This window comes from Actinotalea endophytica, assembly GCF_025717005.1.
GTDB lineage: Bacteria > Actinomycetota > Actinomycetes > Actinomycetales > Cellulomonadaceae > Actinotalea.
Genome location: NZ_JAOVZU010000011.1, coordinates 34,388 through 60,775 on the forward strand (window position 1 = coordinate 34,388; position 26,388 = coordinate 60,775).

The 26,388-nt window shown below is 73.3% G+C and carries 23 protein-coding genes; 11 read left to right on the forward strand and 12 right to left on the reverse strand.

The annotated features are described in order from the left end of the window. Nucleotides 1-33 precede the first annotated feature (33 nt). A complete protein-coding gene (locus OEB99_RS17185) occupies nucleotides 34-1,056 on the reverse strand; it encodes a Gfo/Idh/MocA family oxidoreductase (protein WP_263578520.1) in 1,023 nt (340 codons plus the stop codon). A 121-nt stretch (nucleotides 1,057-1,177) separates the two neighbouring features. Here OEB99_RS17185 and OEB99_RS17190 point away from each other — a divergent pair, with 121 nt between their 5' ends. The 6 genes from OEB99_RS17190 (at nucleotide 1,178) to OEB99_RS17215 (ending at nucleotide 8,033) form a co-directional block, all read left to right on the forward strand. Further along, nucleotides 1,178-1,951, forward strand: a complete 774-nt coding sequence (locus tag OEB99_RS17190; RefSeq protein ID WP_263578521.1) for an LLM class F420-dependent oxidoreductase — start codon at nucleotides 1,178-1,180, stop codon at nucleotides 1,949-1,951. After that, nucleotides 1,948-2,694, forward strand: coding sequence for an SDR family oxidoreductase (locus OEB99_RS17195; RefSeq protein ID WP_263578522.1), 747 nt, complete (start codon nucleotides 1,948-1,950; stop codon nucleotides 2,692-2,694). The genes OEB99_RS17190 and OEB99_RS17195 overlap by 4 nt, the downstream gene beginning before the upstream one ends. A 152-nt stretch (nucleotides 2,695-2,846) precedes the next feature. Next, nucleotides 2,847-4,673 (forward strand): ABC transporter ATP-binding protein, encoded by a 1,827-nt coding sequence (locus tag OEB99_RS17200; RefSeq protein ID WP_263578523.1) that lies wholly within the window; start codon nucleotides 2,847-2,849, stop codon nucleotides 4,671-4,673. Then, on the forward strand, nucleotides 4,670-6,496 hold the full coding sequence (locus tag OEB99_RS17205; RefSeq protein ID WP_263578524.1) for an ABC transporter ATP-binding protein: 1,827 nt from the start codon (nucleotides 4,670-4,672) through the stop codon (nucleotides 6,494-6,496). Before OEB99_RS17200 ends, OEB99_RS17205 begins: the two co-directional genes overlap by 4 nt. Nucleotides 6,497-6,555: 59 nt before the next feature. Beyond that, nucleotides 6,556-7,287: a phosphatase PAP2 family protein gene (locus OEB99_RS17210; protein ID WP_263578525.1), complete on the forward strand. Its 732-nt coding sequence runs from the start codon at nucleotides 6,556-6,558 to the stop codon at nucleotides 7,285-7,287. Beyond that, nucleotides 7,284-8,033: a phosphatase PAP2 family protein gene (locus tag OEB99_RS17215; protein WP_263578526.1), complete on the forward strand. Its 750-nt coding sequence runs from the start codon at nucleotides 7,284-7,286 to the stop codon at nucleotides 8,031-8,033. The genes OEB99_RS17210 and OEB99_RS17215 overlap by 4 nt, the downstream gene beginning before the upstream one ends. A gap of 6 nt (nucleotides 8,034-8,039) precedes the next feature. On the opposite strand, the gene OEB99_RS17220 is transcribed toward OEB99_RS17215, so the two are convergent. Together OEB99_RS17220 and OEB99_RS17225 are read right to left on the reverse strand one after the other, a co-directional pair. Next, complete coding sequence (locus tag OEB99_RS17220) at nucleotides 8,040-8,816, reverse strand: DUF1206 domain-containing protein (RefSeq protein ID WP_263578527.1); 777 nt, start codon at nucleotides 8,814-8,816, stop codon at nucleotides 8,040-8,042. 51 nt (nucleotides 8,817-8,867) lie between these two features. Then, a complete protein-coding gene (locus OEB99_RS17225; RefSeq protein WP_263578528.1) occupies nucleotides 8,868-9,623 on the reverse strand; it encodes a MerR family transcriptional regulator in 756 nt (251 codons plus the stop codon). A gap of 109 nt (nucleotides 9,624-9,732) precedes the next feature. Here OEB99_RS17225 and OEB99_RS17230 point away from each other — a divergent pair, with 109 nt between their 5' ends. Both OEB99_RS17230 and OEB99_RS17235 read left to right on the forward strand, forming a co-directional pair. Further along, nucleotides 9,733-10,245, forward strand: coding sequence for a phosphoribosyltransferase (locus tag OEB99_RS17230; protein ID WP_263578529.1), 513 nt, complete (start codon nucleotides 9,733-9,735; stop codon nucleotides 10,243-10,245). Beyond that, nucleotides 10,242-10,964, forward strand: coding sequence for a DNA alkylation repair protein (locus OEB99_RS17235; RefSeq protein ID WP_263578530.1), 723 nt, complete (start codon nucleotides 10,242-10,244; stop codon nucleotides 10,962-10,964). Before OEB99_RS17230 ends, OEB99_RS17235 begins: the two co-directional genes overlap by 4 nt. A gap of 34 nt (nucleotides 10,965-10,998) precedes the next feature. Here OEB99_RS17235 and OEB99_RS17240 read toward each other — a convergent pair whose 3' ends face one another. The 8 genes from OEB99_RS17240 to tpx all read right to left on the reverse strand — a co-directional run bounded on the left by OEB99_RS17240 (nucleotide 10,999) and on the right by tpx (nucleotide 18,174). Further along, nucleotides 10,999-11,847, reverse strand: coding sequence for a serine hydrolase domain-containing protein (locus OEB99_RS17240; RefSeq protein WP_263578531.1), 849 nt, complete (start codon nucleotides 11,845-11,847; stop codon nucleotides 10,999-11,001). 122 nt (nucleotides 11,848-11,969) lie between these two features. Then, nucleotides 11,970-12,716: an anti-sigma factor gene (locus tag OEB99_RS17245; RefSeq protein WP_263578532.1), complete on the reverse strand. Its 747-nt coding sequence runs from the start codon at nucleotides 12,714-12,716 to the stop codon at nucleotides 11,970-11,972. Further along, entirely contained in the window at nucleotides 12,713-13,303 is a 591-nt protein-coding gene (locus tag OEB99_RS17250) for a sigma-70 family RNA polymerase sigma factor (protein ID WP_263578533.1), read from the reverse strand. The genes OEB99_RS17245 and OEB99_RS17250 overlap by 4 nt, the downstream gene beginning before the upstream one ends. Before the next feature lies 1 nt (nucleotide 13,304). Then, complete coding sequence (locus OEB99_RS17255; RefSeq protein ID WP_263578534.1) at nucleotides 13,305-13,589, reverse strand: hypothetical protein; 285 nt, start codon at nucleotides 13,587-13,589, stop codon at nucleotides 13,305-13,307. A gap of 112 nt (nucleotides 13,590-13,701) precedes the next feature. Further along, nucleotides 13,702-15,222 carry a flotillin family protein gene (locus tag OEB99_RS17260; RefSeq protein ID WP_263578535.1) on the reverse strand — a complete coding sequence of 507 codons (1,521 nt, stop codon included), beginning with the start codon at nucleotides 15,220-15,222 and terminating at the stop codon, nucleotides 13,702-13,704. A gap of 94 nt (nucleotides 15,223-15,316) precedes the next feature. Beyond that, nucleotides 15,317-15,814, reverse strand: coding sequence for a hypothetical protein (locus OEB99_RS17265; protein WP_263578536.1), 498 nt, complete (start codon nucleotides 15,812-15,814; stop codon nucleotides 15,317-15,319). A gap of 125 nt (nucleotides 15,815-15,939) precedes the next feature. Then, nucleotides 15,940-17,625 (reverse strand): cytochrome c biogenesis protein DipZ, encoded by a 1,686-nt coding sequence (locus OEB99_RS17270; protein ID WP_263578537.1) that lies wholly within the window; start codon nucleotides 17,623-17,625, stop codon nucleotides 15,940-15,942. A gap of 57 nt (nucleotides 17,626-17,682) precedes the next feature. Then, entirely contained in the window at nucleotides 17,683-18,174 is a 492-nt protein-coding gene (tpx, locus tag OEB99_RS17275) for a thiol peroxidase (RefSeq protein WP_263578538.1), read from the reverse strand. A 381-nt stretch (nucleotides 18,175-18,555) separates the two neighbouring features. On the opposite strand from tpx, the gene ileS reads away from it, so the two are divergent. After that, nucleotides 18,556-21,849, forward strand: coding sequence for an isoleucine--tRNA ligase (gene ileS, locus OEB99_RS17280; protein ID WP_318011433.1), 3,294 nt, complete (start codon nucleotides 18,556-18,558; stop codon nucleotides 21,847-21,849). 42 nt (nucleotides 21,850-21,891) lie between these two features. Here ileS and OEB99_RS17285 read toward each other — a convergent pair whose 3' ends face one another. Then, complete coding sequence (locus OEB99_RS17285; protein WP_263578539.1) at nucleotides 21,892-23,667, reverse strand: DUF4214 domain-containing protein; 1,776 nt, start codon at nucleotides 23,665-23,667, stop codon at nucleotides 21,892-21,894. Nucleotides 23,668-23,810: 143 nt separating this feature from the next. Here OEB99_RS17285 and OEB99_RS17290 point away from each other — a divergent pair, with 143 nt between their 5' ends. Beyond that, entirely contained in the window at nucleotides 23,811-25,160 is a 1,350-nt protein-coding gene (locus tag OEB99_RS17290) for a bifunctional folylpolyglutamate synthase/dihydrofolate synthase (protein ID WP_263578540.1), read from the forward strand. A 171-nt stretch (nucleotides 25,161-25,331) separates the two neighbouring features. After that, nucleotides 25,332-26,327: a dihydroxyacetone kinase subunit DhaK gene (gene dhaK / locus OEB99_RS17295; RefSeq protein ID WP_263578541.1), complete on the forward strand. Its 996-nt coding sequence runs from the start codon at nucleotides 25,332-25,334 to the stop codon at nucleotides 26,325-26,327. Nucleotides 26,328-26,388: the final 61 nt, after the last annotated feature.

Consider the following 26,388-nt stretch of genomic DNA (forward strand, 5'->3'; position numbering starts at 1 on the left):
GCGGCGTGGGCGGGTGGCCGCCCGGCGCTGCGTTCAGAGCGGGACGACGACGCCCTCGGCGGCCGACCGGCGAGCGGCGTCGAGCACGTCGAGGAGCGCCGCGCCCTCGTCGGCGGTCACCGGCAGCGTGGCCGTACCGGCCACCGCAGCGGCGAACTGGCTGTAGTAGTCCTGGTAGGCGCCGCGCTCGGACGGCACGCGCTCGACGCCGTCCGCGGTGCTCAGCAGCCCCCACCGGGACTCGGCCTCGTACCCCCACCGCTCGCCCTCGTCGGCGGGGCGGCGGCCGGAGAGCAGCGCCTGGGTCTGGGTGTCGGACCCGAAGGACACGTAGCTGCCGCCGCTGCCGTACACCCGCCAGGACTTCTCGACGTGCCGGTTCAGCTTGCCCGCGGCCACCCTCGACCGGACGCCGGACGCGTGCACCAGGCTGATCGCGAACCCGGCGTCGGTGCGGCCCTCGGGCAGGTCGACCTCGTCGAGTTCGGCGTAGACCGAGCGGACCGGGCCGAGCAGCCACATCATCTGGTCCACGAGGTGGGTGCCGAGGTCGCGCAGCAGGCCGCCGGTGGGTCCGGCGTCGAGGGTGGACGGCTCGTCCAGCTCGAAGCGCGACTCGACCCGCCACAGGTCACCGAGCCGGCCCGAGTCGATCAGCGCACGCACCGTGCGCACGTCGGTGTCCCAGCGTCGGTTGTGGAACACGGCGAGCAGCAGGCCGGCGGCCTTCGCGGCGTCGGCCAGCTCGCGGGCCGCGGCGGCGCTCGGCGCGAACGGCTTGTCCGCGACCACGTGCGCACCGCCCGCGAGCGCCTCGAGCACGAGGTCGTGGCGGGTCTGCGGCGGGGTGGTGATCGTGACCGCGTCGACGCCCGCGGCGAGCAGGTCGGCCAGCGAGTCGTAGATCGGGACGTCGGGCCGGTCCGCGGCGAGCTGCGCGCGGCGCTCGGGGCTGCGGGTCACCACCCCGACGAGGTCGACGCCGTCCGCCGCGTCGATGTACGGGGCGTGGAACAGGCGCCCGCCCGCGCCGTAGCCGACCAGACCCAGCCGCATGGTCTCCTCCTCGTCGTCGAGGACTGCAGCATATGTCTGGTTGTACGGACATGGGAAGAGTGGCGAGGTCGAGACGCGGACTCGCGCCGCACGGCGGTCGCCGGCGTTCTAGCGTGTCGTCATGACCTTCCCCATCCGGATCGGTGTCCAGCTCCAGCCCCAGCACGCCGACTACGCCGGCATCCGCGACGCACTGCGGCGCGCGGAGGACCTCGGTGTCGACGTCGCGTTCAACTGGGACCACTTCTTCCCGCTCTACGGCGACCCCGACGGCAAGCACTTCGAGTGCTGGACGATGCTCGGCGCGTGGGCCGAGCAGACCAGCCGGATCGAGATCGGCGCGCTGGTCACCTGCAACTCGTACCGGAACCCTGAGCTGGTCGCGGACATGGCGCGGACGGTCGACCACATCTCCGGTGGCCGGCTGATCCTCGGGATCGGTGCCGGCTGGTTCCAGAAGGACTACGACGCGTACGGCTACGAGTTCGGCACCGTGGGCAGCCGGATCGCCGACCTCGCCGAGGCGATGCCCCGGATCACTGCGCGCCTCGCCGCCCTCAACCCCGCGCCGACCCGGCACATCCCGGTGATGATCGGCGGCGGCGGCGAGAAGAAGACCCTGCGGATCGTGGCCGAGCACGCCGACATCTGGCACTCGTTCGGCGACGCTGCAGTCCTGCGTCGCAAGAGCGTGATCCTCGACGAGCACGGCGCCGCCGTCGGCCGCGACACGGCCGCCCTCGTCGAGCGGTCGATCGGGGTGTCCGCAGCGCCCGGTGCCGTCGCCGAGGAGCTCGTCGAGTCCGGGGCCACGCTGTTCACGATCGGCCTCGACGGTCCCGACTACGACCTGTCGCTGGTCCGCCAGTGGGTCGAGTGGCGGGACGCCCGATGAGCACCCCGCTGCGGGCCGTCGTCACCGGCGGGTCGTCCGGGATCGGGGCGGCCACCGTCCGGCGCCTGCGCAACGAGGGCTGGGACGTCGTGGCGGTGGCCCGGCGGGCGGACCGGCTCCAGGCGCTCGCCGAGGAGACCGGGTGCGACACGTTCGTGGCCGACCTCACCTCCGACGCCGACGTCGAGCGGCTCGTCGAGCACGTGCGTGCCACCGGCGGCCTGACGTCGCTGGTCAACGTCGCGGGCGGGGCGCTCGGCCTCGACCCGGTCGAGGGTGCCGACCTCGAGGACTGGCGGTGGATGTTCGAGGTCAACGTCCTCGCCACGCTGCGCCTCACCGAGGCGCTGCTGCCGATGATCGAGGCCAGCGGTCGCGGTGACCTGCTGTTCGTCACCTCGACCGCAGCGCACGGCACCTACCCGGGCGGCGGTGGCTACGCGGCCGCGAAGCACGCCGAGCGGGTGATGGCCAACAACCTGCGCCTCGAGCTCAAGGGCCGGCCGATCCGGGTGCTCGACATCCAGCCGGGCGCGGTGGCCACCGAGGAGTTCTCGCTCGTGCGGTTCGGCGGGGACGCCGAACGGGCGGCCAAGGTCTACGAGGGCTACACCCCGCTGTCCGCGGACGACGTCGCCGACACCATGGTGTTCATGCTCACGAGGCCGCACCACATCAATCTCGACACCGTGGTGATCCGCCCGATCGCCCAGGTCTCGCACACCGAGATCGCCAAGGGCTGACCTGCCGGCCCGGCCGACACCCGGCGAGTTCGCTGGGTGTCGCCGAGTTCGCTGGGTGTGCGCAGCGAACTCGCGCACAGCCGGCGAACCCGCGCACGTGCCGGCGGCGGGCCCGGCGCGCGAGTGTCGGACCGGGTTCGTAGGCTGGCGCGGTGCCCTCTGATCCCGGCGGCGCCGTCCCGGCGCCGTCCGCTCCGCGCCGCGTCGGTGCCGTGGTCTCACGGCTCGGCACGTGGCTGCGGCCGGTGCTGCCCCGGCTCGTCCTCGGCGGGCTCGGCGCCCTCGGTGCGAGCCTGCTCGCGCTCGCGGTGCCGCAGGTGCTGCGCTGGGTGGTCAACGGCCCGCTGATCGGCGGCGGCAACCTCTCGGCGGTCGTCGCGGCCGCCGGGCTCGTCGCGCTGCTCGGCGTGCTCGAAGCGTTCCTGGTGTGGACGCGGCGCGCCCTGATCGCCTCGCCCGGCACCACCGCCGAGCGCGAGATGCGCACGGCGCTGTTCGACCACCTGCTCGACCTGCCGATCGCGTTCCACGACCGCTGGGCCGGTGGGCAGCTGCTGTCCCGGTCGATGTCCGACCTGTCGATGCTGCGCCGGTGGATGGTGTTCGGCCTCGTCATGCTCGTGGTCAGCGCGACCACCGTGGTGGTCGGCGTGGTGCTGATGCTCAGCACGAGCTGGCCGCTCGGCCTGGTCTACCTGACCGGCGCCGTGCCGGTCATCTGGCTCGGGTTCCGGTTCCGCGAGGACTACAAGGTCATCGCCCGCCGCGCGCGCGACCAGGCCGGCGACCTCGCGACCACGGTCGAGGAGTCGGTGCACGGCATCCGCGTGCTCAAGGCGTTCGGGCGCGGCGAGGACGCGCTCGAGGAGTTCGCGCAGCAGGCCGACGAGCTGCGGGGAACGGAGATCGTCAAGGCCCGGACGCTGTCCCGCGTGACCTTCGCGCTCGGCACCGTCCCGGAGGTGGTCCTCGCGCTCACGCTGGGCCTCGGTGTGTGGCTCGCGGCACGGGGCGCGGCGGACCTCGGCGACCTCGTCGCGTTCTTCGCCACCGCGGCCGTCGTCAACGCTCCCGTCGAGCGGCTCGGCCAGCTCCTGGCCATGACCATGGACGCACGCGCGGCCGCCGACCGGTTCTTCGAGGTGATGGACACCGAGCCGGCGCTGACCGACCCGGCCCACCCGCTGCCGGTCCCGCCCGCACCTCCCGGCGGCAGCCGGGTCGAGCTCTCCGGTGTGCACCTGCGGTTCGGCGCGCAGCAGCCGGGTGCGCGGGACGTGCTCGACGGCCTCGACCTCGTGGTCGAGCCGGGCGAGACGCTGGCTCTGGTCGGCCTCACCGGGAGCGGGAAGTCCAGCCTGCTCGGCCTGGTCCCACGGCTCATGGACGTCACCGCCGGGTCCGTGCGGATCGACGGGGTCGACGTGCGCGACCTGCGTCGGGCCGACGTACGCGCGATGGTCGCGATCGCCTTCGAGGACCCGGTGCTGTTCTCCGCGCCGGTCGCGGAGAACGTGCTGCTCGGGGTCCGTGGGCTCGGCGAGGACGAGGCGCTGGTCCGGGCCGAGCAGGCGCTCGCCGTGGCGAGCGCGGACTTCGTCGCCGACCTGCCGCAGGGCATCGCCACCGTGATCGGCGAGGAGGGGCTGTCGTTGTCCGGCGGGCAGCGCCAGCGGGTCGCGCTCGCCCGGGCGATCGCCGCGCGTCCCCGCGTGCTGGTGCTCGACGACCCGCTGTCCGCGCTCGACGTGAGCACCGAGGCCGTGGTGACCCAACGGCTGCGCTCGATGCTCGCCGGCACCACCACGCTCGTCGTCGCGCACCGGCCCTCGACCGTGGCCCTCGCCGACCGGGTCGCAGTGCTCGAGGACGGCCGGATCACGGGGGTCGGGCGGCACTCCGAGCTGCTCGCGACCCACCCGCACTACCGCTACGTGCTCACGGCGCTCGCGGCCGAGCACGCGGAGCCGGCCCGGTGAGCGCGCAGACCCGCGCGCCCCGGGACGCCGAGGAGCTCGCGTCCGGGCACCTCACCGCGACCCGCGAGGACGCCCGCACGGCGCGACGCCGGTCCTTGGCCCTGCTCGGCTCGCTCCTGCGTCCCGTGCAGGCGCGCGCGTGGGCCACGGTCGCGCTCGTCGTGCTCGCCCAGGCCGCCCAGGTCGCGGGGCCCGCTCTGGTCGCGGTCGGCCTGGACCGTGGGCTGCCGGCCCTGCGGGCCGGCGACGCCGGGCCGATCTCGCTGGTCACCCTCGCCTACCTGGCGACCGCGCTGCTCGGCGGGCTGCTCACCGCGGCCGTCGTCCGGGTCTCCGCGCAGGTCAGCCAGGCGGTCCTGCTGGACCTGCGGCGCCGCGTCTTCCGGCACACCCAGCTGCTCTCGCTCGAGTTCCACGAGCGGTACACCTCGGGCCGGATCATCTCCCGTCAGACCTCCGACCTCGACGCGTTCCGCGAGCTGCTCGACGGCGGCGTGACCACCCTCGCGACGAGCGTGCTCACCATGGTGCTCACCGCGATCTCGCTCGCGGTGCTCGACTGGCGCAGCGGCCTGGTGCTGCTCGTCGCGGTCGTCCCGGGCATCGTGCTGACCCGGCACTTCCAGGTGCGCAGCCAGGAGCAGTACCGGCGCAGCCGGACCGCCTCGGCCCGGCTCATCGTGCGGTTCGTGGAGACGATGACCGGGATCCGGGCCGTGCAGGCGTTCCGGCGTGAGCGGCGCGAGGCCGGGCGCTACGGGGCGCTCGCGGAGGACTACCGCGCGACCAGCAACGCCGCGATCCGGTTGCACGGCCGGTTCGACACCGGCCTGACGCTGATCGGCAACCTCACGGTGGCGACCGTGCTGCTGGTCGGCGGGCTGCGCGCGATGAACGGCGACCTGACGGTGGGCACGCTCGCCGCCGCGGTCCTCTACGCGCGGCGGTTCTTCACCCCGCTCGCCCAGATCGGCATGTTCTACAACGCGTTCCAAGCCGCCGTCGCGGCGCTCGAGAAGCTCTCCGCGCTGCTCGCCGAGGAGCCGAGCGTCGCGGCGCCCGTCCACCCGGTGCCGCTGCCCGCCGCGCGCGGCGACGTCCGCTTCGAGGGCGTCGAGTTCGGCTACGGCGACGGGCCGACCGTGCTGCCGCACCTGGACCTGCACCTGCCTGCCGGGCACACCGTGGCCCTGGTCGGCGAGACCGGCGCGGGGAAGTCGACCATCGCGAAGCTCCTCGCCCGGTTCTACGACGTCCGCGACGGCCGTGTGCTGCTCGACGGCGTCGACCTGCGCGACCTCGACCCGCGTGACCTGCGCCGCGCCGTGGTGATGGTGACCCAGGAGGCGTATCTCTTCTCCGGCTCGGTCGCCGCGAACATCGCCCTGGGCCGGCCCGGTGCGACCCGGGCCGAGATCGAGGACGCCGCACGCGCGGTCGGGGTGCACGACGTCGTGATGTCGCTGCCCCAGGGGTACGACTCACCGGTCGACAAGCGGGGCGTGCGGTTGTCCGCGGGGCAGCGTCAGCTGGTCTCGTTCGCGCGGGCCTTCCTGGCCGACCCCGCGCTCCTGGTGCTCGACGAGGCCACGAGCTCGCTCGACGTGCCGGGGGAGCGCCTCGTCCAGGAGGGCCTGTCGACCTTGCTCACCGGTCGCAGCGCGGTCGTCATCGCCCACCGGTTGTCGACCGTGATGGGGGCGGACCGCGTGCTCGTCGTGCACGACGGCCGGGTGCTCGAGGACGGCAGTCCCGGTGCTCTGGTCGAGGCCGGCGGGCGCTTCGCCGAGCTGCATGCGGAGTGGCGGGCGTCCCTGCGCTGAGCCGCCCGGGCGGCCCCGCTCGACGCGCGGGCCGGCGCGGTCCCACCTACGTTGCTCCGATGAGCACGGTGCGTCGGCTGGTCCGCGCGGTGGCCCTCTCGGCCGCCGCGGCGGTGCCGGTCGCCGTGCTCGCGTTCGGGGTGCGGGTCGGGTGGCACGGCCTCGTCGAGGTCGACCGGAGCGCGATCGGCGCGGCGACCGACCTCACCCGCGCCCAGCCGGCGCTGCGACAGGCGCTGCTCGTCGGCCAAGAGGTGCTCCAGGCGCGCTGGCTCAACCTCGGGGTCCTCGCGGTGGCCGCGTGGGCGTGGTGGCGCCACGGCCTGCGCCGCCGAGCGCTGTGGGCCGTCGCGACCCTCCTGGTGGCCTGGGGCATGGCCAACCTGGTCAAGCTCTTGGTCGAGCGTGCCCGCCCCGTGGTCACCGACGCGGTGGCCGATGCGCCGGGGTACAGCTTCCCGTCCGGGCACACCGCGAACGCGACCGCGGCGGCCGGCGTCACGGTCGTGCTTCTGTGGCCGCTGCTGGGCCGGTGGGGGCGTCGGGTGGCCGTCGTGCTTGCCGCCGCGCTCGTCGTGGTGACCGGCGCCGACCGTGTGCTGCTCGGGGTGCACTACCCGTCGGACGTGATCGGCGGTGTGCTCCTGGGTGCCGCCGTGGTCGCAGGCTCGGCCGTGGAGCTGCTGCGCGACGCACCTGCCGATCGCCCCGAACGTCCCGCTCGTCCCGAACGACCCGATCGACCCGTCGACGAACCCGACCACACCGTCATGGAGGAACGCCCCCGATGACCAGCCTGGATCCTGCCGCCGACCTGCCCTCCCGTCCCGCCGGCCCGTTCGCGGGTCGGCTCGACCGGTACGCCGACCCGACCCGCCCCACGGTCGGGCAGGCGTGGTCCGACCTCTGGCGCCGCGCGCTCCTGCCGGCGGTCGGCCTGCTCGCCCTCGTCACCGGGCTCGGGTTCCTGATCGTCGGTCCCCTCGGCGGGCTCCCTGCGGAGACGGCGGTGAACGAGTGGCTCGTCGAGCGTCGCGTGCCCGTGCTGGACTCGCTCACCGCGGCGTGGTCGCTGGTCGGCAGCACCGAGATCATCATCGGCGGCTGTCTGCTCGTGTTCGGGATCGCGTGGTGGGCCACCCGCGAGTGGTGGTTCGCGATCATCCCCGGCGTCGCGGTGGCGATCCAGGCCGCGGTCTTCATGCTGTCGGCGCTGCTCGTGGGCCGTGAACGGCCAGACGTCGAGATGCTCGACGACGCGCCGCCGACCTCGAGCTTCCCGAGCGGCCACACCGGCGCGGCGACCGCGTTCTGGCTCTCGACCGCCCTGCTCGCGCAGCGCATCCACGCCACCTGGCTGCGGGTCCTCGTGACCGTGGTGTGCGTCGCGGTCCCGCTGCTGGTCGCGTTCTCCCGGCTGTACCGCGGCATGCACCACGTGAGCGACGTCGTGGTCGGGGCGCTCAACGGTCTGGTGTGCGTCTGGCTGGCGTGGCACTACCTGCGTCGCGAGCCGCAGGCCGAGACCGCGCCGTAGCGTGCGTCAGACCCGCGCGTAGGCCGCGCGGGCGAAGGAGTACAGGCCGTAGCAGGCGAACCCGACGGCGATCGCGGCGACCAGCACGGCCCCGGCCGGGACGCCGAGCAGTGAGTGCAGGGCGTCGTCCAGCCCGCCGGCCTTGTCCGGGTCGTGGTTGACCGCGGCGACCGCGAACAGCACGCCCACGGCGCCGAGGGCGATGCCTTTGGTCACGTAGCCGACGCGCGCGATCCGGATCACCCATCGGTGCGGGTGCTCGCGCAGGTCCCGCAGGAACGTCGCCCGGGCACCCTTGACGACGTGGAAGACCCCGACGCCGACGATCACGGCTCCGGTGACACCGACCAGCCACACGCCGGCCGGCTGCGACATCAGCCGGGCGGTGGCGCTCTGGGCCTGCTGGTCGCTGCTGCTCGACGCGCCGCGCAGCACCGACACGGTGGAGAACGCCAGCGCCGCGTAGACCACGGCCTTCGCCGCGGGCCGGACCCGGTCCGACCCGCGCCGTGCCACCGCCTCGGTCACCTGCCACACGCCCAGCAGCACGAACCCCGCGAGCAGGGCCCACAGCAGAGCCGTGCCGAGCGCGGTGCCGGCCAGCTGTGCCAGGGCGCCGGACTGGTCGGCGCTCCCGCCGCCGGAACCGACCACGAGCTGGAGCGTCAGCCAGGCGAGAACCAGGTGCAGCAGGCCTGAGGCCGCATAGCCGAGCCGGGCCCCCGCCTCGACGACGGGGTTGTCCCCGGCACGCCGGGCCATGCTCCGCGCGGATGTCGTCATCGCGGCAGCATCGCATCGGCGTGCCGGTTGCGCGCGTCGGGCGTCGTCCCCTCAGAGGTGCAGCTCGGCGTAGCGCGCGAGGGCGTCGCGCACGAACGCCGCGCCCTGCTCGCCGCCGTAGTTCTTCGCGAACCGGGGGTCCGCGACGTACATCTCGCCGAGGCCCAGGACGTACTCCTTGACCGGTGCGGTGCCGTACCCCGGGGTGCCCGGGATGCTCCCGAGCCAGGCGACGTGCCGGGCCGCGAGGGCCTGGGCGCGCTCCGACGCCGGGTCGACGCGCTCCTGCGCCGCCGCGGTCCAGTCGGCCGCGAGCGTCGTGGAGGCCGTCTTCCAGTCCGCCCGCTCCGCCTCGCTCATCCCGCGCCACCAGGCGTCGGACGTCGCGTACGCGTCCTTGCCCCAGCGCTCGACGACCTCGTCCTTGTACCGGGTGTGGTCGAACCCGTCCAGCATCTCCTCAGCCATGAGGTCTCCTCCTTCTTCGAGTGTCGTGATGGTCCGCTCGACCGTGGTCCTCAGCCGCTCGAGGCGCGCGGCCTCGGCGTCGAGCCAGGACAGGTGGCGGCGCAGCGCCGGGACGGGGTCGTCCGCGGCGTCGAGCACCTCCCTGATGGTCTCCAGCCCGAGACCGAGCTCGCGCAGCAGCAGGATCTGCTGCAGCCGGACGAGCGCGTCCCGGTCGTAGAACCGGTAGCCCTGGTGGCCGATACGGGTGGGGGGCAGCAGCCCGATGGCGTCGTAGTGCCGCAGCGTGCGGCTGGTGGTCCCGGCGATCCGGGCCACCTGCTGGATCGATGCCTCCACGCGTCCTCCCTCCACGACGACGACGCTAGAAGTTGACGTTACGTCAAGGTCAAGGGCATCGTCACGTGGCCGCAACCTGGGCGACCCACGACCCCGCTAGCCTCGCGCCATGAGCGAGACAGCCCCCGGCCAGCAGCTGCCGACCGACCGTGAGGTGCTCAGCTGGGAGCAGATGGGCGAGGCGTGCCGCTCGCTCGCGCAGGCCGTCGCCGACTCCGGCTACCGGCCCGACGTCGTGGTCGCGGTCGCGCGGGGCGGCCTACCGGCCGGCGGGGCGATCGCCTACGCCCTCGGCACCAAGACGATCGGCACGCTGAACGTCGAGTTCTACACCGGAGTCGACCAGCGGCTCGCCGAGCCCGAGGTGCTCCCGCCGCTGCTCGACACCCACGCGCTGGCGGGTCAGTCCGCGCTCCTGGTCGACGACGTCGCGGACACCGGCGAGACCCTGGCCCTCGTCCAGCGGCACCTGGCGCGGCACTGCGGCGAAGTCAGGACCGCGGTGATCTACGCCAAGCCGCACTCGGTGGTCGATCCCGACTACGTGTGGCGCCGCACCGACCGGTGGATCACGTTCCCGTGGTCCGCGCTGCCGCCGGTGATCGGGCTCGGCACGGCGTGAGACCCGCGCCGGGTGCGGGCAGCACCGCGGCGGAGGTCCGGGCCGCCGTGCTGGATCTGGCCGACCCGGACCGTGCCGCAGGTCTCGCGCGCTACTTCCAGACCGGTCCCGGTCAGTACGGCGAGGGCGACACCTTCGTCGGTGTCATGGTGCCCGGCGTGCGTGGCGTGGTGCGTGCCCATCGCGGGCTCGGGTCGTCGGAGATCGGCGTGCTCCTCGACGACCCGGTCCACGAGGTCCGGCTCGCCGCGGTGCTGCTCCTGGTCGAGCACTCGCGCCGTGCTCCCGAGGAGGCGCTGGCGCTCTACCTCGACGCCCTGCACCGGGGCCGGGTCAACAACTGGGACCTGGTCGACCTCAGCGCGAAGCAGGTGATCGGCGTCGCTGTCCAGCACGGTGATCGCGCGCTGCTGGATCGGCTGGCCGCGTCCGGTTCGGTGTGGGAGCGGCGCGCGGCGGTGCTCGCGACCTTCCCGTTCCTGGCGGCCGGCGACGCCTCGACGTCCCTCGAGCTGGCCGAGCGGCTGCTCGACGACCCGCACCCGCTGATGCACAAGGCGGTCGGCTGGATGCTCCGGGAGACGGGTGTCCGGGTGGGTCGCGACGTGCTCACCGGGTTCCTCGACGTGCACGCGGCCGCGATGCCACGAGTCATGCTCAGCTACGCCACCGAGCACCTCGACCCCGAGCAGCGGGCGCACTACCGCGCGCTGCGCTGAGCGGCCCGGCCGCTCCGCGTGACCGGCCGGCAGGTCACGCCTGCAGCGCATCCAGGCAGGCCCGGTACAGCGGGCGGTCGTCCACCTCGCCGGCCTCGACACGGGAGTGCGCGCGCGTCCCGTCCGTCGTGGCGAGCACCACGAGCGTGAACCCCGGCCCACCCCCGCCGTGGCCGACGACCCTGGCCGGTCGCCCCGACGTCATCAGCCCGAGCCCGTAGCCGGGCTCGTCGAGGGGGTGCCCGGGCGCGTCGACCGCCCGCCCCTCGCTCATCCGACGCATCACGTCGTGGCCGAGGTGCCCGGCCGCGACGCCGCGGACCAGCGTGGCGAGACCGCGCCCGTCGGTGACGAAGGTGCCGGGGTAGACCCACCCCGGGTCGTACGCGGCGAGCTGCGGCTCGACCGGGAGCGACGCGGCGACCCCGGCCCAGTCGGCCCGGGTCACGAACGGCCGCGCGTCGATCCCGAGCGGCGCAAGGACGCGTGCGGTGAGCACGTCGTGCAGCGGTGCACCGTCGTGCTCCTCGAGGGCGCGCCGCACCAGCAGGTAGCCGACGTTCGAGTACCGGAACGCCCCCGGGGTGGCGAGCGGCTCGCGTGCCGCCCGGGCGAGCACCTCGGCGGCCGGCCAGGCGTCCTCGCGGGCGGCGACGGCCGCGCGGTACTCGGGCCACCCGGCGTAGTCGCCGAGTCCCGACCTGTGCGCGAGCAGGTCGCCGACCGTGAGTGCCGCGAGCGGTCCGGGCGCCTCGGTGAGGCGCCCGATCGGTGCATCGAGCGGCAGCCCCGCGCGCAGGACCGCGGCAGCGGTCGCCGTCTTCGCGACGCTGTAGGCGGGCACGAACGACGGCGGGTCCGGGTCCGTGCCCGCCCGGCCCATGCCCGTCAGCGTGCTGCTCCCGCCTGCGGGCGTGCCGCTCCTGCCTGCGGGCGTGCTGCTCCCGCCAACGGGCGTGCCGCTCCTGCCTGCGGGCGTGCCGCTCCCGTCCTCACTCGCGCCGCTCACAGGTGCAGCTCGGCGAGGTACTCGCCGGTGGGTTCCTCCGAGCCGCCGGACGGCTCCTCGGTCACCATGAACGCCGCCACGTCCGACAGGTCGCCCTCGACGAGCGCGGTCACGTCGCCGTCGCGCGGCATGAACGTCGGACCCGCGACCATCGAGCCGTCACCGTGCATCATCCACACCTGGTAGACCATGCCCGAGTCCGGCATCGGCACGTCCGAGCCCATCACGGCCGCGGCGTCCATGTCCTCGCTCATCACGAGGTGGCTCGCCCCGAGACCGAGGTCGTGGCTCACCATGTCCGGCGCGGAGACGATCTTCATCACCTCGGCCTGGAGCTGCTCGGACGCGCGATCGGCACGCTGCGCCTGCACGAGGAGCGTGCCGCCGACCGCGAGCAGGACGGCGATCGACGCGGCGACGGCCACGGTCGGCCAGGACGCCCAGCGTGCAGCGGCCCGACGGCGGGCGCGTCCGGCCGACGAGCCGGCGGGTGCGCGGTTCGGGACGAGCGGTGGCACCTGGGGTGTGCGGCGGACCTGTTCGAGCACCGCGTCGCGCAGCGCCGGGGGTGGCGCAACGGACTCGGCTGCGGCCATCCGCGAGGTGGCCTCGCGCAGCGACGTCACCTCGGCGGTGCAGTCGGTGCACGCCGGCAGGTGCGCCTCGAACGCCGCGCGCTCCTCGGGGTCGAGGGCGTCGAGGACGTAGGCGCCGGTCAGGGCGTGCAGGTTCGTCTCGCTCATCGGTCCACCTCCTCGACGTGCAGAGCATCCCGCAACCGGATCAGGCCGTCGCGGATCCGGGTCTTGGCCGTGCCGAGCGGCACGGCCAGCGCGGCGGACACCTCTTGGTGGGTGTAGCCACGCCAGTAGGCCATCTCGATGGCCTCGCGCTGGACGGCCGAGAGCCCCGCCAGGGCGCGGCGCACCCGAGCACCCTCGAGCGACCGGTGCGCGGCGAGCGGCACCTCGTCGGGCTGGGGGACGTCGTGCACGGCGGCGGCCTTCTCGCGAACGCCGGACTGGGTCTCCTCCCGTCGAACCCGGTCGACCGCGCGACGGTGGGCGATGGTCAGGATCCAGGCCATGGCCGATCCCCGGTCGGGGTCGAACCTCGGTGCCTGGCGCCAGACCTCGACGAGGGCCTCCTGGGAGACGTCCTGGGCGAGGTCGGGGTCGCGCACCACGCGCACCGCCAGGCCGTGGACCGGCCCGGCGATGCGCGGGTAGAGCGCGTCGAAGGCGGCTGCGTCGCCGCGGCCCACCGCGACGAGCAGCTCCTCCGGACTCGGCGTCGGGTCCGGCACGCCGAGCGCCCGATCGACCTTCACGTCAGCCGTCGCTCCCGTCGGTCATGGTGTCGTCGGTCATGCTGTCCTCGGACATGGTGTCGTCGGTCATGCTGTCCTCGGACATCGTGTCATCCGACATGCTGTCGTCGGTCATCGAGTCGTCGGACATGGTGTCGTCGGTCATCGAGTCGTCGGACATCGTGTCGTCCGTCATGGACTCGTCGGACATCGAGTCCTCCGAGGCCGGTGCGGTGTCGTTGCACGCGGTCAGCAGCGACGCGGCGAGCACGGCTGCGGCGGGCACGGCGATCAGTCGGCGGTTCATGGGTCCTCCCGAAGGGCGCAGGTGTTCCGGACGGGAGTGGTTCGCGCGACCGAGCCCGGCGGATGGGTCCGCCGGGCTCGGTCGCCGTGCCTCGTCTCGAGGTGCGGGGTGGTCAGGCCTTGGCGCCACCGTTGGTGGGCGCGACCGCGGTCACCTCGGCGCCGCCGGTGAAGCGATCGAGCAGCGCCTGCAGATCGAAGCCGGTGGTGTTCTTGAGCATGGCCAGGGTCTGGGTCAGGTTGTCCGTGACCTGCTTGGGCAGGGCTGCGGCGCCGTCCGTCGACAGCACGGTCAGCTGGTCGATCGCGGCCATCGGTGCGGCGACCTCGTGCGCGACCTGGGGCAGCACCTCGACCAGCATCTGGAGGATCGCGGCCTCGTTGTACCGCGCGAACGCCTCCGCACGCTTGTTCATCGCCTCGGCCTCGGCCCGGCCGGTCGCGAGGATCGCGCTCGCCTGCGCCTCACCCTCGGCGCGCAGGGCCTCGGCCTGCGCGACCCGCAGGGACTTGTCCGCCTCGCCGCGCCGCTGGCCCTCGATCGCCTCCGCGTCGGCGAGCGCGGAGCGCCGCGCCTTCTCGGCCTCGCCGGACAGCCGCTGCTGCTCGGCGTCGGCCTCGGCGGCGGCGATGCCGGCAGCCTTGTTGGCCTCGGCCTGGGCGATCGCCGCGTTCCTGGCGGCCTCGGCCTCCTGCTCGACGCGGTATCGCGCGGCGTCGGCGGGCTTGCGCACCTCGGTGTCGAGCTGGCGCTCGGTGAGCGCGGCCTGGCGGACCGCGACCTTCTCCTGCTCGGTGAGGATCGCCTGGTCGCGGTCGGCCCGGGCGAGTGGACCGGCTGCGGCCGCCTGGGCGAAGGCGGCGTCGGTCTCCGCCTTGATCTCGGACTGCTTGAGGGCCAGCTCGCGCTGGGAGATCGCGATCTCCTGCTCGGCGGCGAGCCGGGCCTGCTCGGCGGCCTGGCGTGCGTTCGCCTCGGCGATCGCCGCGGTCTGGCCGACGCGCGCCGCCTCGGGCCGGCCGAGGTCGGACAGGTAGGTGCCGTCGTCGGTGATGTCCTGGATCTGGAACGTGTCCAGCACCAGTCCCTGGCCGGTCAGCGAGGACTCGGACTCGTCCGCGACACGCTGCGCGAACGCCGCACGGTCGCGGATGATCTGCTCGACCGTGAGCGAGCCGACGATCGATCGGAGCGAGCCTGCGAGCGTCTCCTGCGTGAAGGTCTCGATCTCGTCCTGCTGGGTGAGGAACCGCTGTGCGGCCGCCCGGATGGAGTCCTCGTTGCCGCCGACCTTGACGATCGCGACGCCGTCGAGGTTGAGCTTGACCCCTTGACCGGACACCGCGCCACGGATCTGGACCATGATCCGGCGGCTCGACAGGTCCAGGATGTGCAGCCGCTGGACGAACGGGACGACGAAGACCCCGCCGCCCATCACGACCTTCTGGCCGGACAGGTCGGTGGAGAGCTCACCGGTCTCCGGGTTGCGTACCTCGCGCCCCTTGCGTCCGGTCACGATGTACGCCTCGTTCGGTCCGGCCACCCGGTAGCGGGACGCGATGATCAGACCGACGAGGAGGACGAGCAGGACGAGCCCGAGGACGGCGATGAGCGTCACCGAGGCGTCGGACATGGCCGACCGGCCTTTCCGGGCATGAGGGGTGCCCAGGTGGAAGTGGTGTGGACGCGCGGTCCTGCCCCCGATCTCGTCCCGCGCGGGGTCGACGTCACCCGGTTTGCCGGGCGACCATCACTGCGGTGGGGCTGAGGACCGTCGTGACGACCACGGCGGTTCCGCTGGGCAACGGCTCCGCGGCCCGCGCGTTGAGGCGCGTGATGTGCCCGGCGGCCACGACGCTCACCATCCCGTAGCCGGCGTCGGGGACTGCCTCGACGACGGTGCCGGCGAGACCCACCAGCCCCGAGGTGCGGACGTTCGACTCGTCGCCGCCGCGCATCAGGCGGACGCTCGCCACCCCGACACCCGTTCCGACGACCGCACCCGCGCCGAGCCCGGCCAGGATCGCGATCCCGCTCGAGGCCCCCGCATCCAGGGTCAGCGCGCCCACGAAGCCGAAGGCGGAGAGGAAGCCCGCGACGGCGAGCCCGGACAGTGCGTCCGGCCCGACGCCTTCGAGGACCCCGTCGAGGAAGTCACCCACGAGCAGTGAGATCAGCAGCAGGACGATGCCGACACCGCCGATGACGAGCATCGTGATCTGCATCGCTGCCCCCTGACCCGCGTATCGACACCTGCGCCACGACGGACGGGCGCCCCGCAGGAGCGTAGCGGGCGCACCGGCCCCAGGGACGGGACAGCGGCGTGACCACGCACGGTCGGGGCCCGGGTTCACCCGAACGTGAAGGCGTACGCCTGGATCCCGGGTCCGGCGGTCAGGTGCAGCACGTCGCTGGTCTCGCCGCCGTCGTAGAGCGTGTACAGCGCCGGGCTGCCGGACACGTCGACCTCGTGCGTCTCGCCGCCGACGGTCACGGTCACGGCACCGTCGCCGGCCAGCACCAGGTAAACGGCCGAGGCGTGGAACCCGAGCGTGAGCCGGGCGTCGTCACCCGACTCGACGTACTCGGCCTCGACGGTCCAGGTGCCGCCGAGCGAGAAGGTCGACTGCGGCGGGTGGTGGTCGAGCGTGTAGGTGGCCGGCTCGCCCGGCGTGACGCCGGCGTTGGTGTGCGGACCCATCCGAGCCGACCCCAGGTACGTCTCGGGTGTGCGGTCGGCGGTCAGCCCGCTCGCCGCGTCGGCGGTCCCGGTCCCGTCGGCCGGCGCACCGAGCAGCTCTTGGATCAGCGCCTCGGTCTCGGCGTACGCACCCTCGCCGTAGTGCACCTGGCGCACCTCGCCGGTCCGGTCGATGAGGTAGTGCGCGGGCCAGTAGTGCTGGTCGTAGGCGCGCCACGTCGCGAAGTCGTTGTCGAGCGCCACCGGGTACGTGACACCGAGGCGTGCGGCGTTGTCCTCGACGTTGGCCGGGACCTGCTCGAAGGCGAACTCGGGGGAGTGCACGCCGAGCACCACGAGCCCGTCGTCGTGATACGTGTCGTACCACTGCGTGAGGTAGGGGAGCGTCCGCTGGCAGTTGATGCAGGAGTAGGTCCAGAAGTCGAGCAGCACGACCTTGCCGCGCAGGTCGGCGAGCTCGAGCGGTGCGCTGTTGATCCAGCCGGTGATCCCGGTCAGCTCGGGCGCGGTGCCGCAGTCGGCGAGCTGCGAGGGGTCGGCGGCGCACTCGTCGAACGTGCGCGGACCGGTGCTCGCGGCACCCACCTCACCGCCGGTGCCGGCTTCCCCGGCCAGCGCGTCGAGCTGGGCCCGGACGGCGGTGTCGTTCTCCACCCGGTCGCTGAGGCCGGAGAGCCAGGACGGCGTGAGCCGCTGCAGGGGCTCGGCGATGTTGGTCGCGATCACCAGCGCGGTCACGATCATGATCACGCCACCGGCGGTGCGCACGGCGGGGGTGCGCTCGCGGAACGCCTTGACCCGCCCGAGGATCGCGCCGCCCGCGCTCGCCATCACGAGCAGCGGGATCGCGATGCCGACGCAGTAGGCCGCCGTGAGGACGACGAGGCCCGGGCCGATCTGGGCGGTCGCCGCCAGGACCGTGATCGAGGCCAGGATCGGCCCCGCGCACGGGACGAACACCAGGCCCAGCCCCAGGCCGAGCACGAACCCGTTGCCGTTCCGGTCCAGGGCCGGCATCCGGGTCCGCGCGAACGGTGCCTCGAGCAGGTGGCCGAACCGCGGCCACACGAGCCCGAGCCCGACGACGCCGAGGATCGCGACGCCGATCCAGCGCAGCAGGTCCGCCGGTAGGTGCAGCAGGGACAGCAACGCGCCGCCGAGCAGGGTGAACACCCCGAACGACAGCACCAGCCCACCCACCACGACCCAGGGCCGGCGCCGTGACCCGGGTCCGGGCGCAGCGGTGGTGAGCACGACCGGGAGCACCGGCAGGACGCAGGGTGACAGGGCGGTGATGACGCCGGAGACGAGGCCGACGAGCACGAGCGTGGTCATGCCAGAGGTTCGCCCGTCCGCCGTGGACGGATGGCCCGCGTTCGGGCGCGGGCCGGGTCAGCCGAGCGCCGCGATCGCCCCGTCGTAGTCCGGTTCGTCGCCGATCATCGGCACGACCTGGGTGTGCAGGACGGTCCCGTCGGCGTCCAGGACGACGACCGACCGTGCGTACAGCCCGCGCATCGCGCCGTCGGTCATCAGCACGCCGAAGTCGGTGCCGAACGTCGAGCGGAAGCCGGAACCGACCACGACCCGGTCGATCCCCTCGGCCGCGCAGAACCGTCGCATCGCGTACGGCAGGTCCATCGACGCGCACACCACCGTGGTGCCGTCCAGGCCTGCCGCGATCTGGTTGAAGCGGCGCACGCTCGTGGCGCACGTGGCCGTGTCCAGGCTGGGGAAGATGTTGAGCACGACCCGCCCTGCGGGTCGGCTCACGTCCGACAGGTCCTGCCCGGTCAACGTGAACTCCGGTGCCCTGCTGCCCACGGCAGGCAGGTCGCCGACGGTGTGCACCTCGGTCCCGTCCCTCAGCTCCGTCCTCGCCATGGCCGAGAGTCTGCCGTGACGGTCCGCCGGCCGCACCCGCCCGGGCCCCGGCCGGTCGTGGTGCGCGGCCGCGCCGCCGAGGCGCCGCGGGCGGCGCCGAGGATTCGAGGAGGCGATCCGCCGCGGGGCTGTTCTAGACTCCCGCCCACAGGCGTCGACCCGGCCATCACCGGTGAGCCTCCGGAAGAACGGACCTCGCGGTCGTCCCGCGGGTCTCAGTAGAACCGGACGGGGCAGGCCCGTCACAGCCGCAGCGGAGAGGTCGGCACGGCCGGGCATGGCCCGGGCACGGCCGGCAAGCGGGGTGGTACCGCGGTGAGGCCCTCCGGGCCGAGTCGTCCTCGCGACGCACACGTCCCACCGGACGAGGAGACCACCCGCGTGTACCCGAAGCACCGCCCGGAGACCCCCGTGCCCGCCGCCCCGGACCTGCCGGGCATCGAGCACGAGACGCTCGCGCACTGGGAGGCCGACGGCACGTTCCAGGCCTCGGTCGACGCCCGCGACGCGGGTGAGCACGGCGACAACGAGTTCGTGTTCTACGACGGCCCGCCGTTCGCCAACGGCCTGCCGCACTACGGTCACCTGCTCACCGGCTACGTGAAGGACGTCGTCCCGCGCTACCGCACGATGCGCGGCCAGCGGGTCGAGCGCCGGTTCGGCTGGGACACCCACGGCCTGCCCGCCGAGCTCGAGGCGGAGCGGATCCTCGGGATCACCGACAAGTCGCAGATCGAGGAGATGGGCATCGCGGCCTTCAACGCCGCGTGCCGCGAGTCGGTCCTGCGCTACACCGGCGAGTGGGAGACCTACGTCACCCGCCAGGCGCGCTGGGTGGACTTCGAGAACGACTACAAGACGCTCGACCTGTCCTTCATGGAGTCGGTCCTGTGGGCGTTCAAGCAGCTCTACGACAAGGGCCTGGCCTACGAGGGCTACCGGGTGCTGCCGTACTGCTGGCGTGACCAGACGCCGCTGTCGAACCACGAGCTGCGGATGGACGACGACGTCTACGCCGACCGGCAGGACCGCACGGTGACCGTGACGTTCCCGCTCGAGGGCGAGCGCGCCGAGGCCCTGGGCCTGGCCGGCGTGGCGGCGCTCGCGTGGACGACGACGCCGTGGACCCTGCCGACCAACGCGGCGCTCGCGGTCGGTCCGGACGTGACGTACGTCGTGGTGCCGCACGCGGTGCCCGAGGGCGAGCGCGCCGGCAAGCAGGTGCACCTCGGCGGTGCCCGGTTCCTGCTGGCGAAGGACCGGCTGGCGGACCACGCGAAGGACCTCGGCTACGCCTCGGCCGACGACGCCCTGGCCGCGGTCGAGGAGCGCACGTTCGTGGGCACCGAGCTGGCCGGGGTGCGCTACCGACGGCTGTGGGACTACTTCGCCGACGGCTACGGCGAGAACGCCTGGCAGGTCCTGGTCGAGGACTACGTCACGACCGAGGACGGCACCGGCGTGGTCCACGAGTCGCCGGCCTACGGCGAGATCGACCAGGAGTCCTGCGAGCGGGCCGGCATCCCGACGATCCTCTCGGTCGACGAGGGCGGCGTGTTCACCTCGGCGGTGCCCGACCTCGCCGGTCAGCAGGTGTTCGACGCGAACCCGGCGATCATCCGCCGCCTGGAGGCCGACGGCCGCCTGCTGCGCGAGTCCAGCTACGTGCACTCCTACCCGCACTGCTGGCGCTGCCGGAACCCGCTGATCTACAAGGCGGTGTCCAGCTGGTTCGTGCGCGTGACGCAGTTCCGCGACCGGATGGTCGAGCTCAACCAGGAGATCACCTGGGTCCCCGACCACATCAAGGACGGCCAGTTCGGCAAGTGGCTGTCGGGGGCGCGCGACTGGTCGATCAGCCGCAACCGCTACTGGGGCACCCCGATCCCGGTGTGGGTCTCGGACGACCCGGCCCACCCGCGGCTCGACGTGTACGGCTCGCTGGCCGAGCTGGAGGCCGACTTCGGCCGGCTGCCGCGCAACGACTCCGGCGAGGTGGACCTGCACCGGCCGTGGATCGACGACCTGACCCGACCGAACCCGGACGACCCGACCGGTGCGTCCACGATGCGCCGGATCCCGGACGTGCTGGACGTGTGGTTCGACTCCGGGTCGATGCCGTTCGCCCAGGTGCACTACCCGTTCGAGAACGCGGACTGGTTCGAGCACCACTACCCGGGCGACTTCATCGTGGAGTACATCGGGCAGACCCGGGGCTGGTTCTACACGCTGCACGTGCTGGCCACGGCGCTGTTCGACCGGCCCGCGTTCCGGTCGTGCGTGTCGCACGGGATCGTGCTCGGCGACGACGGCCGCAAGGCCAGCAAGTCGCTGCGGAACTTCCCCGACCCGTCGGCGATGTTCGACCGGTACGGCTCGGATGCGGTGCGCTGGTCGCTGATGAGCTCCCCGGTGCTGCGCGGCGGCAACCTGGTGGTCGCCGAGGAGAACATCCGCGAGGGCGTCCGTCAGGTGCTGCTGCCGCTGTGGAGCACCTGGTACTTCTTCACGCTCTACGCCGGTGCCGCCGAGGACGGCGCGGGCTACCAGGCGCAGCCGGTCACGGCCGACCGCGTGGCCGCGCTCCCGGTGATGGACCGCTACCTGCTGGCCCGGACCCGGGAGCTCGTCGAGGCCGTCACGGTCCGGATGGACGTCTTCGACATCGCGGCGGCGTGCGAGGTCGTGCGCGAGCACATCGACATGCTGACCAACTGGTACGTGCGCACGCAGCGCGACCGGTTCTGGTCGGAGGACGCCGACGCGTTCGACACGCTCTTCACCGCGCTGGAGGCGCTGACCCGCGTCATGGCGCCGTTGGCCCCGATGGTGGCCGAGGAGGTGTGGCGCGGCCTGACCGGTGGTCGGTCGGTGCACCTGACCGACTGGCCGGCGACGGTCTCGGGGGTGACCGCGTCGATCGAGGTCGACCCGGCCCTGGCGCCCGACGCGGACCTCGTGCGCTCGATGGACCGGGTGCGCGAGGTGGTCTCGACCACGCTCGGCCTGCGCAAGGCCAGCGGGCTCCGGGTGCGCCAGCCGTTGCGCGAGCTCGGTGTGGCGGCGTCCGACCCGGCCGCGATCGAGCCGTACACCGCGCTCCTCGCCGCCGAGCTCAACGTCAAGCACGTGACGCTCGTGGACCTGGCCGAGGTGGGCCTGGCCGAGCTCGGCGTCGAGCAGCGCCTCGCGGTCAACGCCCGTGCGGCCGGGCCACGGCTGGGCCGGCAGGTCCAGGCGGTCATCCGGGCCGCGAAGGCCGGGAGCTGGAGCGCCGACGGCGACACCGTGGTCGTCACCACCGACGACGGCCCCGTCGACCTCGTCGCGGGCGAGTACGAGCTCGCCACCGTGGTCGCGGACGGCGGCCCGAGCGATCGGGTGGCCGCCGTGCTCGCGGACGGCGGCGTCGTGCTGCTGGACACCGGCCTGGACGCCGAGCTCGAGGCCGAGGGCTTCGCGCGGGACGTCGTGCGCGTGGTCCAGGACGAGCGCAAGGCCGCCGGGCTCCAGGTCAGCGACCGGATCCGGTTGGTGCTCACGGTCCCGGCCGACCGGGTGGCCGCGGTCGAGGCGCACCGCGACCTGATCTCCTCGGAGACCCTCGCGCGCGAGCTGGTCGTCGAGGCCGGGACGGTCGACGGGCCTCGGGCGACGGTCAGCCTCGCCGGCTGAGCGGCACTGATCCGGGCCGGTCGCGCGGTCGGCCGGCCCGGATCAGTCGATCGTGGACGACGTGACCACGGGTCGCGCGGTGCGGCCCAGGTAGAAGATGTCGTGGTACGGCGAGGTCCAGAAGCTCTCACCGGTGTTGCCGGTGATCGTCGAGCCCTCGATGGTCAGCTGGCCGGTCCGGGAGTTGCTCACGTAGAAGATCCCGGAGCCACCCTCGGGAGCGACGTTCCCGGTGATCGAGGTGCGCGTCACTCGCACCGTCTCGCCGGTGCCGTCGAAGTAGACCGCTCCGCCGTTGCCGCCCTGCCCGGACGACGCGCCGGATCCGGTCGCGCGGTTCCCGGTGAAGACCGAGTCGCTGATCACCAGTGAGGCGTGCAGGCTCGACACGGCGCCGCCGTTGGCCCCTTGGTTGCCGGTGAACGTGCTGCGGGTGATCGTCGCCGTCGCGGTCATGCCGGTCACCCGCACGGCGCCACCGCCGCGGTCGGAGTCCGCCGTGACCGTCCGGTTGCCGGTGAAGACGCAGTCCTCGACGACGAGCGTCCCGCCGCGCATCGCGATCGCGCCGCCTCCGCCGACGTCGTCGCGGCCGGCCGGCGCGGACTGGGCGTTGCCGTTCGCGAACGTGAGGTTGCGGAAGACGATCCGCGGCCGGCTCTCCAGGTCGCAGCGGCTCGACAACCAGCCGAAGTCCGCCTCGCAGGTGTTCGCGTAGTAGATCCCGCGGGTCCCACCGCCGCTGAGCGTGACGGTGCCGCCGCCGTCGAGGACCAGGTAGTCGACCGGCGTGGCGCCCTGCCAGAGGTGCTGGCAGGTCGTCGTGTTGCAGGTGTACAGCGTCGAGGTGAGCGTGATCGTCACGGGTCCCGAGCCGCAGTCGAACTCGACCACGCCACCGTCCCGCACGGCTGCGGCGAGCGCCGCCGAGGTGCAGGAGGCGGCGGTCCCGGTGCCGACCACCTCGACCCACGGCGCCGGTGAGCCGTTGTCCGGGTAGCGGCTCTGGGCGCGCGCGAGGTACTCGTCGGAGCCCGCGATGGACGCGGCGAGCACCAGGTCGCCCTGTGCGCGGACCACGGCGGGCCAGTTCGCCAGGCCGGTCGCGTCGGCGCTGCGCCCGAGCAGGAGGCGGTAGAGCGACTGGATGCGGACCTGGATGGTCTCGGTCGACTGGTAGAAGCCGAGGGCTGCGACGTGCCGCGGCGTGCCCTGGGCGATGAGCTGCACCCAGCTCGCGACGCCGGCGGGCTCGCCGGTGCGGAACAGCAGGGCTCGGTAGAGCGCGCGGATCCAGGTCGCGACGTCGGAGTGCCCCACGGTCCGGAAGTACTCGTCGGAGGCGTAGAACCGTGCCGCGATCTCGGCGATCGGCATGCCGGCCCGGGCCTGCGCGATCCAGAACTGCAGCCCGGCGGTGTCCGGCGCGCGGTGCAGGGTGTCCCAGTAGAACCTCGTGATCACGACGGAGAGCCACTCGGGCGAACGGGCGAGCTCGATGGTGAAGTCGGCTCGGCTGGTCATCCCGGACTGGATGCGCGGGCCCCAGAACCGCAGCTCGGTCGAGCTCGGGGAACGGCGGAGGAAGTCGCGATAGCCCGCGCGGACGAAGGACTCGACGGCCTTGGAGGTCAGGGCGCCGGGTGCGACCGAGGCCTGCTGGACCGCGGTCGGCGTCTCGATCGCCGCCTGGGCCGCAGCGGTGCTCGTCGGGCTCGCTGCGCTCGCGGCGCCGACCTGCGGGAGCACGCCGAGCACCACGGCGCCGATCGCGGCCGTCAGTCGGATGGTGGCGCGCCGGACGTGACCAGCTGACATCGTTCCTCCTCGTCGGCTCGACGCGAGGGTAGTCGAGCGGGCAGGTCGGCCGTGGCCCTTCCGGACCCGTCTTCTCCCGGTGCCCCGCCGAGCGCAACGGTTCGGATGGCTCAGAATGGGTCCATGCTGCTGAGGACCCCTGCGTGACCGACGCCGACCACGACGCCCTCGCGGAGGTCTACTCCGGCATCCTCGACCGCGCTCCCGAGCACGACTTCGCCCCGACCCTGGACCGGGTCGAGGCGGTCTGCGACCTGCTGGGCCATCCCGAGCGGGCCTACCGCGTGGTGCACGTCGCGGGCACGAACGGCAAGACCTCCACGAGTCGGATGGTCGAGCGGCTGGTGCGGGAGCACGGCCTGCGCACCGGGCTGTTCACCAGCCCGCACCTGACCAGCGTGACCGAGCGGATCCGGGTGGACGGCGAGCCGCTGTCCGACGCCGCGTTCGTCGCGGCGTGGCAGGACGTGGCCCCGTACGTGCACATCGTCGACCAGCAGTCGCTCGCGGCCGGCGGCCCGCGGATGAGCTTCTTCGAGGTGCTCGCGGTGATGGCCTTCGCCGCGTTCGCCGACGCCCCGGTCGACGTCGCCGTGATCGAGGTCGGCATGGGCGGCACGTGGGACGCCACGAACGTGGTGCAGCCAGAGGTCGCCGTCGTCACGCCGATCGCACGCGACCACGAGCGCTGGCTGGGCCACGACCTCGTGGACATCGCGGGGGAGAAGGCCGGGGTGATCAAGGAGCGGATCACCGCCGTGCTCGCGGAGCAGCGCGAGGAGGCCGAGGGTGTCCTGCTGGCGGCCGCCGCCGAGCGCGGTGCGCGGGTGCTGCGCGAGGGCGTCGACCTCGAGGTGGCCGCCCGGCACGTCGGGGTCGGTGGGCAGCTCGTCGACCTGCGGACGCCGGCAGGCCTGTACACGGAGGTGTTCCTGCCGCTGCACGGCGCCCACCAGGCGCACAACGCGCTGCTCGCGCTCACCGCCGCCGAGGTCCTGATCGGTGGTGACCGCCCGCTGTCCGGGCCGATCGTCGAGGCAGCGTTCCGGGACGTCGCGTCGCCCGGGCGGCTCGAGGTGGTGCGCAGCTCGCCGACGATCGTGGTCGACGCGGCGCACAACCCGCACGGCGTCGAGGCGACGGTCGCCGCGCTCCAGGAGGCGTTCGCGTTCGAGCGCCTGGTGGGCGTGGTCGCGATCCTCGCGGACAAGGACGTCGAGCAGATCCTGGCGGGTCTCGAGCCGGTGCTCGCCGAGGTCGTCGTGACGCGGTCCTCGAGCGAGCGGGCGCTGGACGTGGCGGACCTCGCCGAGGTCGCTATGGACGTGTTCGGCGAGGATCGGGTGCACACCGCGGAGCGCCTCGACGAGGCGGTCGCGCTCGCGGTGGATCTCGCCGAGAGCGGTGCGGCGTCGATGACCGGCGCCGGCGTGCTGATCACCGGGTCGATCACGCTCGTGGCCGATGCGCGGGTGCTGCTCGGCCGCGCCTAGGCCCCTCGAGGCACATCTGCACAAACGTGCAGACCCTGTGCACGCACTCCCCTTGACCTGTTTGTGACCTGCCGCACACGATGGCGACGAGGGGGCAAGGGGCACCACGACGGGTGTCCCGGCGCCGGTGGCGACGATGCCCCGGTGCACGCGCGGTCGAGGGGAGTCTCAGTGAAGAAGCTCATCAACGATCCGGCTCGTGTCGTCGACGAGTCGGTCGAGGGGTTCGGTCTTGCGCACGCGGACCTCGTCGCAGTGCACACCGATCCGATCTTCGTCACCCGCGCGGGTGGAGCGAAGCCCGGAAAGGTCGGCCTGGTCAGCGGCGGTGGCAGCGGTCACGAGCCCCTGCACGCGGGCTTCGTCGGCCTGGGCATGCTCGACGCCGCGGTCCCAGGAGCCGTGTTCACCTCGCCCACGCCGGACGCCATCGCCCCCGCGACCCAGGCGGCCGACGGCGGCGCGGGTGTGCTGCACATCGTGAAGAACTACACGGGTGACGTGCTCAACTTCGAGACCGCGGCCGAGCTCGCCGACGCCGAGGGCATCGAGGTCAAGGCCGTCGTCGTGAACGACGACGTCGCCGTCGAGGACTCGCTCTACACCGCGGGGCGCCGCGGCGTGGGCGGCACGGTCCCGGTCGAGAAGATCGCGGGCGCGGCGGCCGAGCGTGGCGACGACCTGGCGACCGTGGCGGCGGTGGCCGAGAAGGTCATCAAGAACGTGCGGACCATGGGTGTCGCGCTCACCGCGTGCACCGTGCCGCACGCCGGCAAGCCGAGCTTCGACCTCCCGGAGGACGAGATCGAGATCGGCATCGGCATCCACGGCGAGCCGGGCCGCAGGCGGATCCCGCTGGCCTCGGCCGACGAGATCACCGAGATGCTCACCGTCCCCGTGCTCGACGACCTCGGGCTCGGCAGCGGCGAGCAGTGCCTGCTGCTGGTCAACGGCATGGGCGGCACGCCGGCCTCCGAGCTCTACATCGTCTACCGGGCGGCGCGGAAGCTCATCGAGGCCCGCGGCGCGACGGTCTCGCGTTCCCTGGTCGGGAACTACGTGACCTCGCTCGAGATGCAGGGCTGCTCGGTCACCGTGCTGCGCCTGGACGACGAGCTCACCTCGCTGTGGGACGCCCCGGTGCACACCCCGGCGCTGCGCTGGTGACCTGACGGTGGTGGCGGGCGGGGGGGGGGCGGCCCGCCCCCCCCACCCCCCCCGCGGGGGG

Coding starts and splice junctions, on each gene's coding strand:
- OEB99_RS17265 (WP_263578536.1), bottom strand. CDS start 15,814: ATGCAGATCACGATGCTCGTCATCGGCGGTGTCGGCATCGTCCTGCTG.
- OEB99_RS17195 (WP_263578522.1), top strand. CDS start 1,948: ATGAGCACCCCGCTGCGGGCCGTCGTCACCGGCGGGTCGTCCGGGATC.
- OEB99_RS17240 (WP_263578531.1), bottom strand. CDS start 11,847: ATGGGCCGGGCGGGCACGGACCCGGACCCGCCGTCGTTCGTGCCCGCC.
- OEB99_RS17215 (WP_263578526.1), top strand. CDS start 7,284: ATGACCAGCCTGGATCCTGCCGCCGACCTGCCCTCCCGTCCCGCCGGC.
- OEB99_RS17270 (WP_263578537.1), bottom strand. CDS start 17,625: ATGACCACGCTCGTGCTCGTCGGCCTCGTCTCCGGCGTCATCACCGCC.
- OEB99_RS17245 (WP_263578532.1), bottom strand. CDS start 12,716: ATGAGCGAGACGAACCTGCACGCCCTGACCGGCGCCTACGTCCTCGAC.
- OEB99_RS17185 (WP_263578520.1), bottom strand. CDS start 1,056: ATGCGGCTGGGTCTGGTCGGCTACGGCGCGGGCGGGCGCCTGTTCCAC.
- OEB99_RS17190 (WP_263578521.1), top strand. CDS start 1,178: ATGACCTTCCCCATCCGGATCGGTGTCCAGCTCCAGCCCCAGCACGCC.
- OEB99_RS17260 (WP_263578535.1), bottom strand. CDS start 15,222: ATGTCCGACGCCTCGGTGACGCTCATCGCCGTCCTCGGGCTCGTCCTG.
- OEB99_RS17285 (WP_263578539.1), bottom strand. CDS start 23,667: ATGTCAGCTGGTCACGTCCGGCGCGCCACCATCCGACTGACGGCCGCG.
- OEB99_RS17230 (WP_263578529.1), top strand. CDS start 9,733: ATGAGCGAGACAGCCCCCGGCCAGCAGCTGCCGACCGACCGTGAGGTG.
- OEB99_RS17255 (WP_263578534.1), bottom strand. CDS start 13,589: ATGAACCGCCGACTGATCGCCGTGCCCGCCGCAGCCGTGCTCGCCGCG.
- tpx (WP_263578538.1), bottom strand. CDS start 18,174: ATGGCGAGGACGGAGCTGAGGGACGGGACCGAGGTGCACACCGTCGGC.
- OEB99_RS17220 (WP_263578527.1), bottom strand. CDS start 8,816: ATGACGACATCCGCGCGGAGCATGGCCCGGCGTGCCGGGGACAACCCC.
- OEB99_RS17210 (WP_263578525.1), top strand. CDS start 6,556: ATGAGCACGGTGCGTCGGCTGGTCCGCGCGGTGGCCCTCTCGGCCGCC.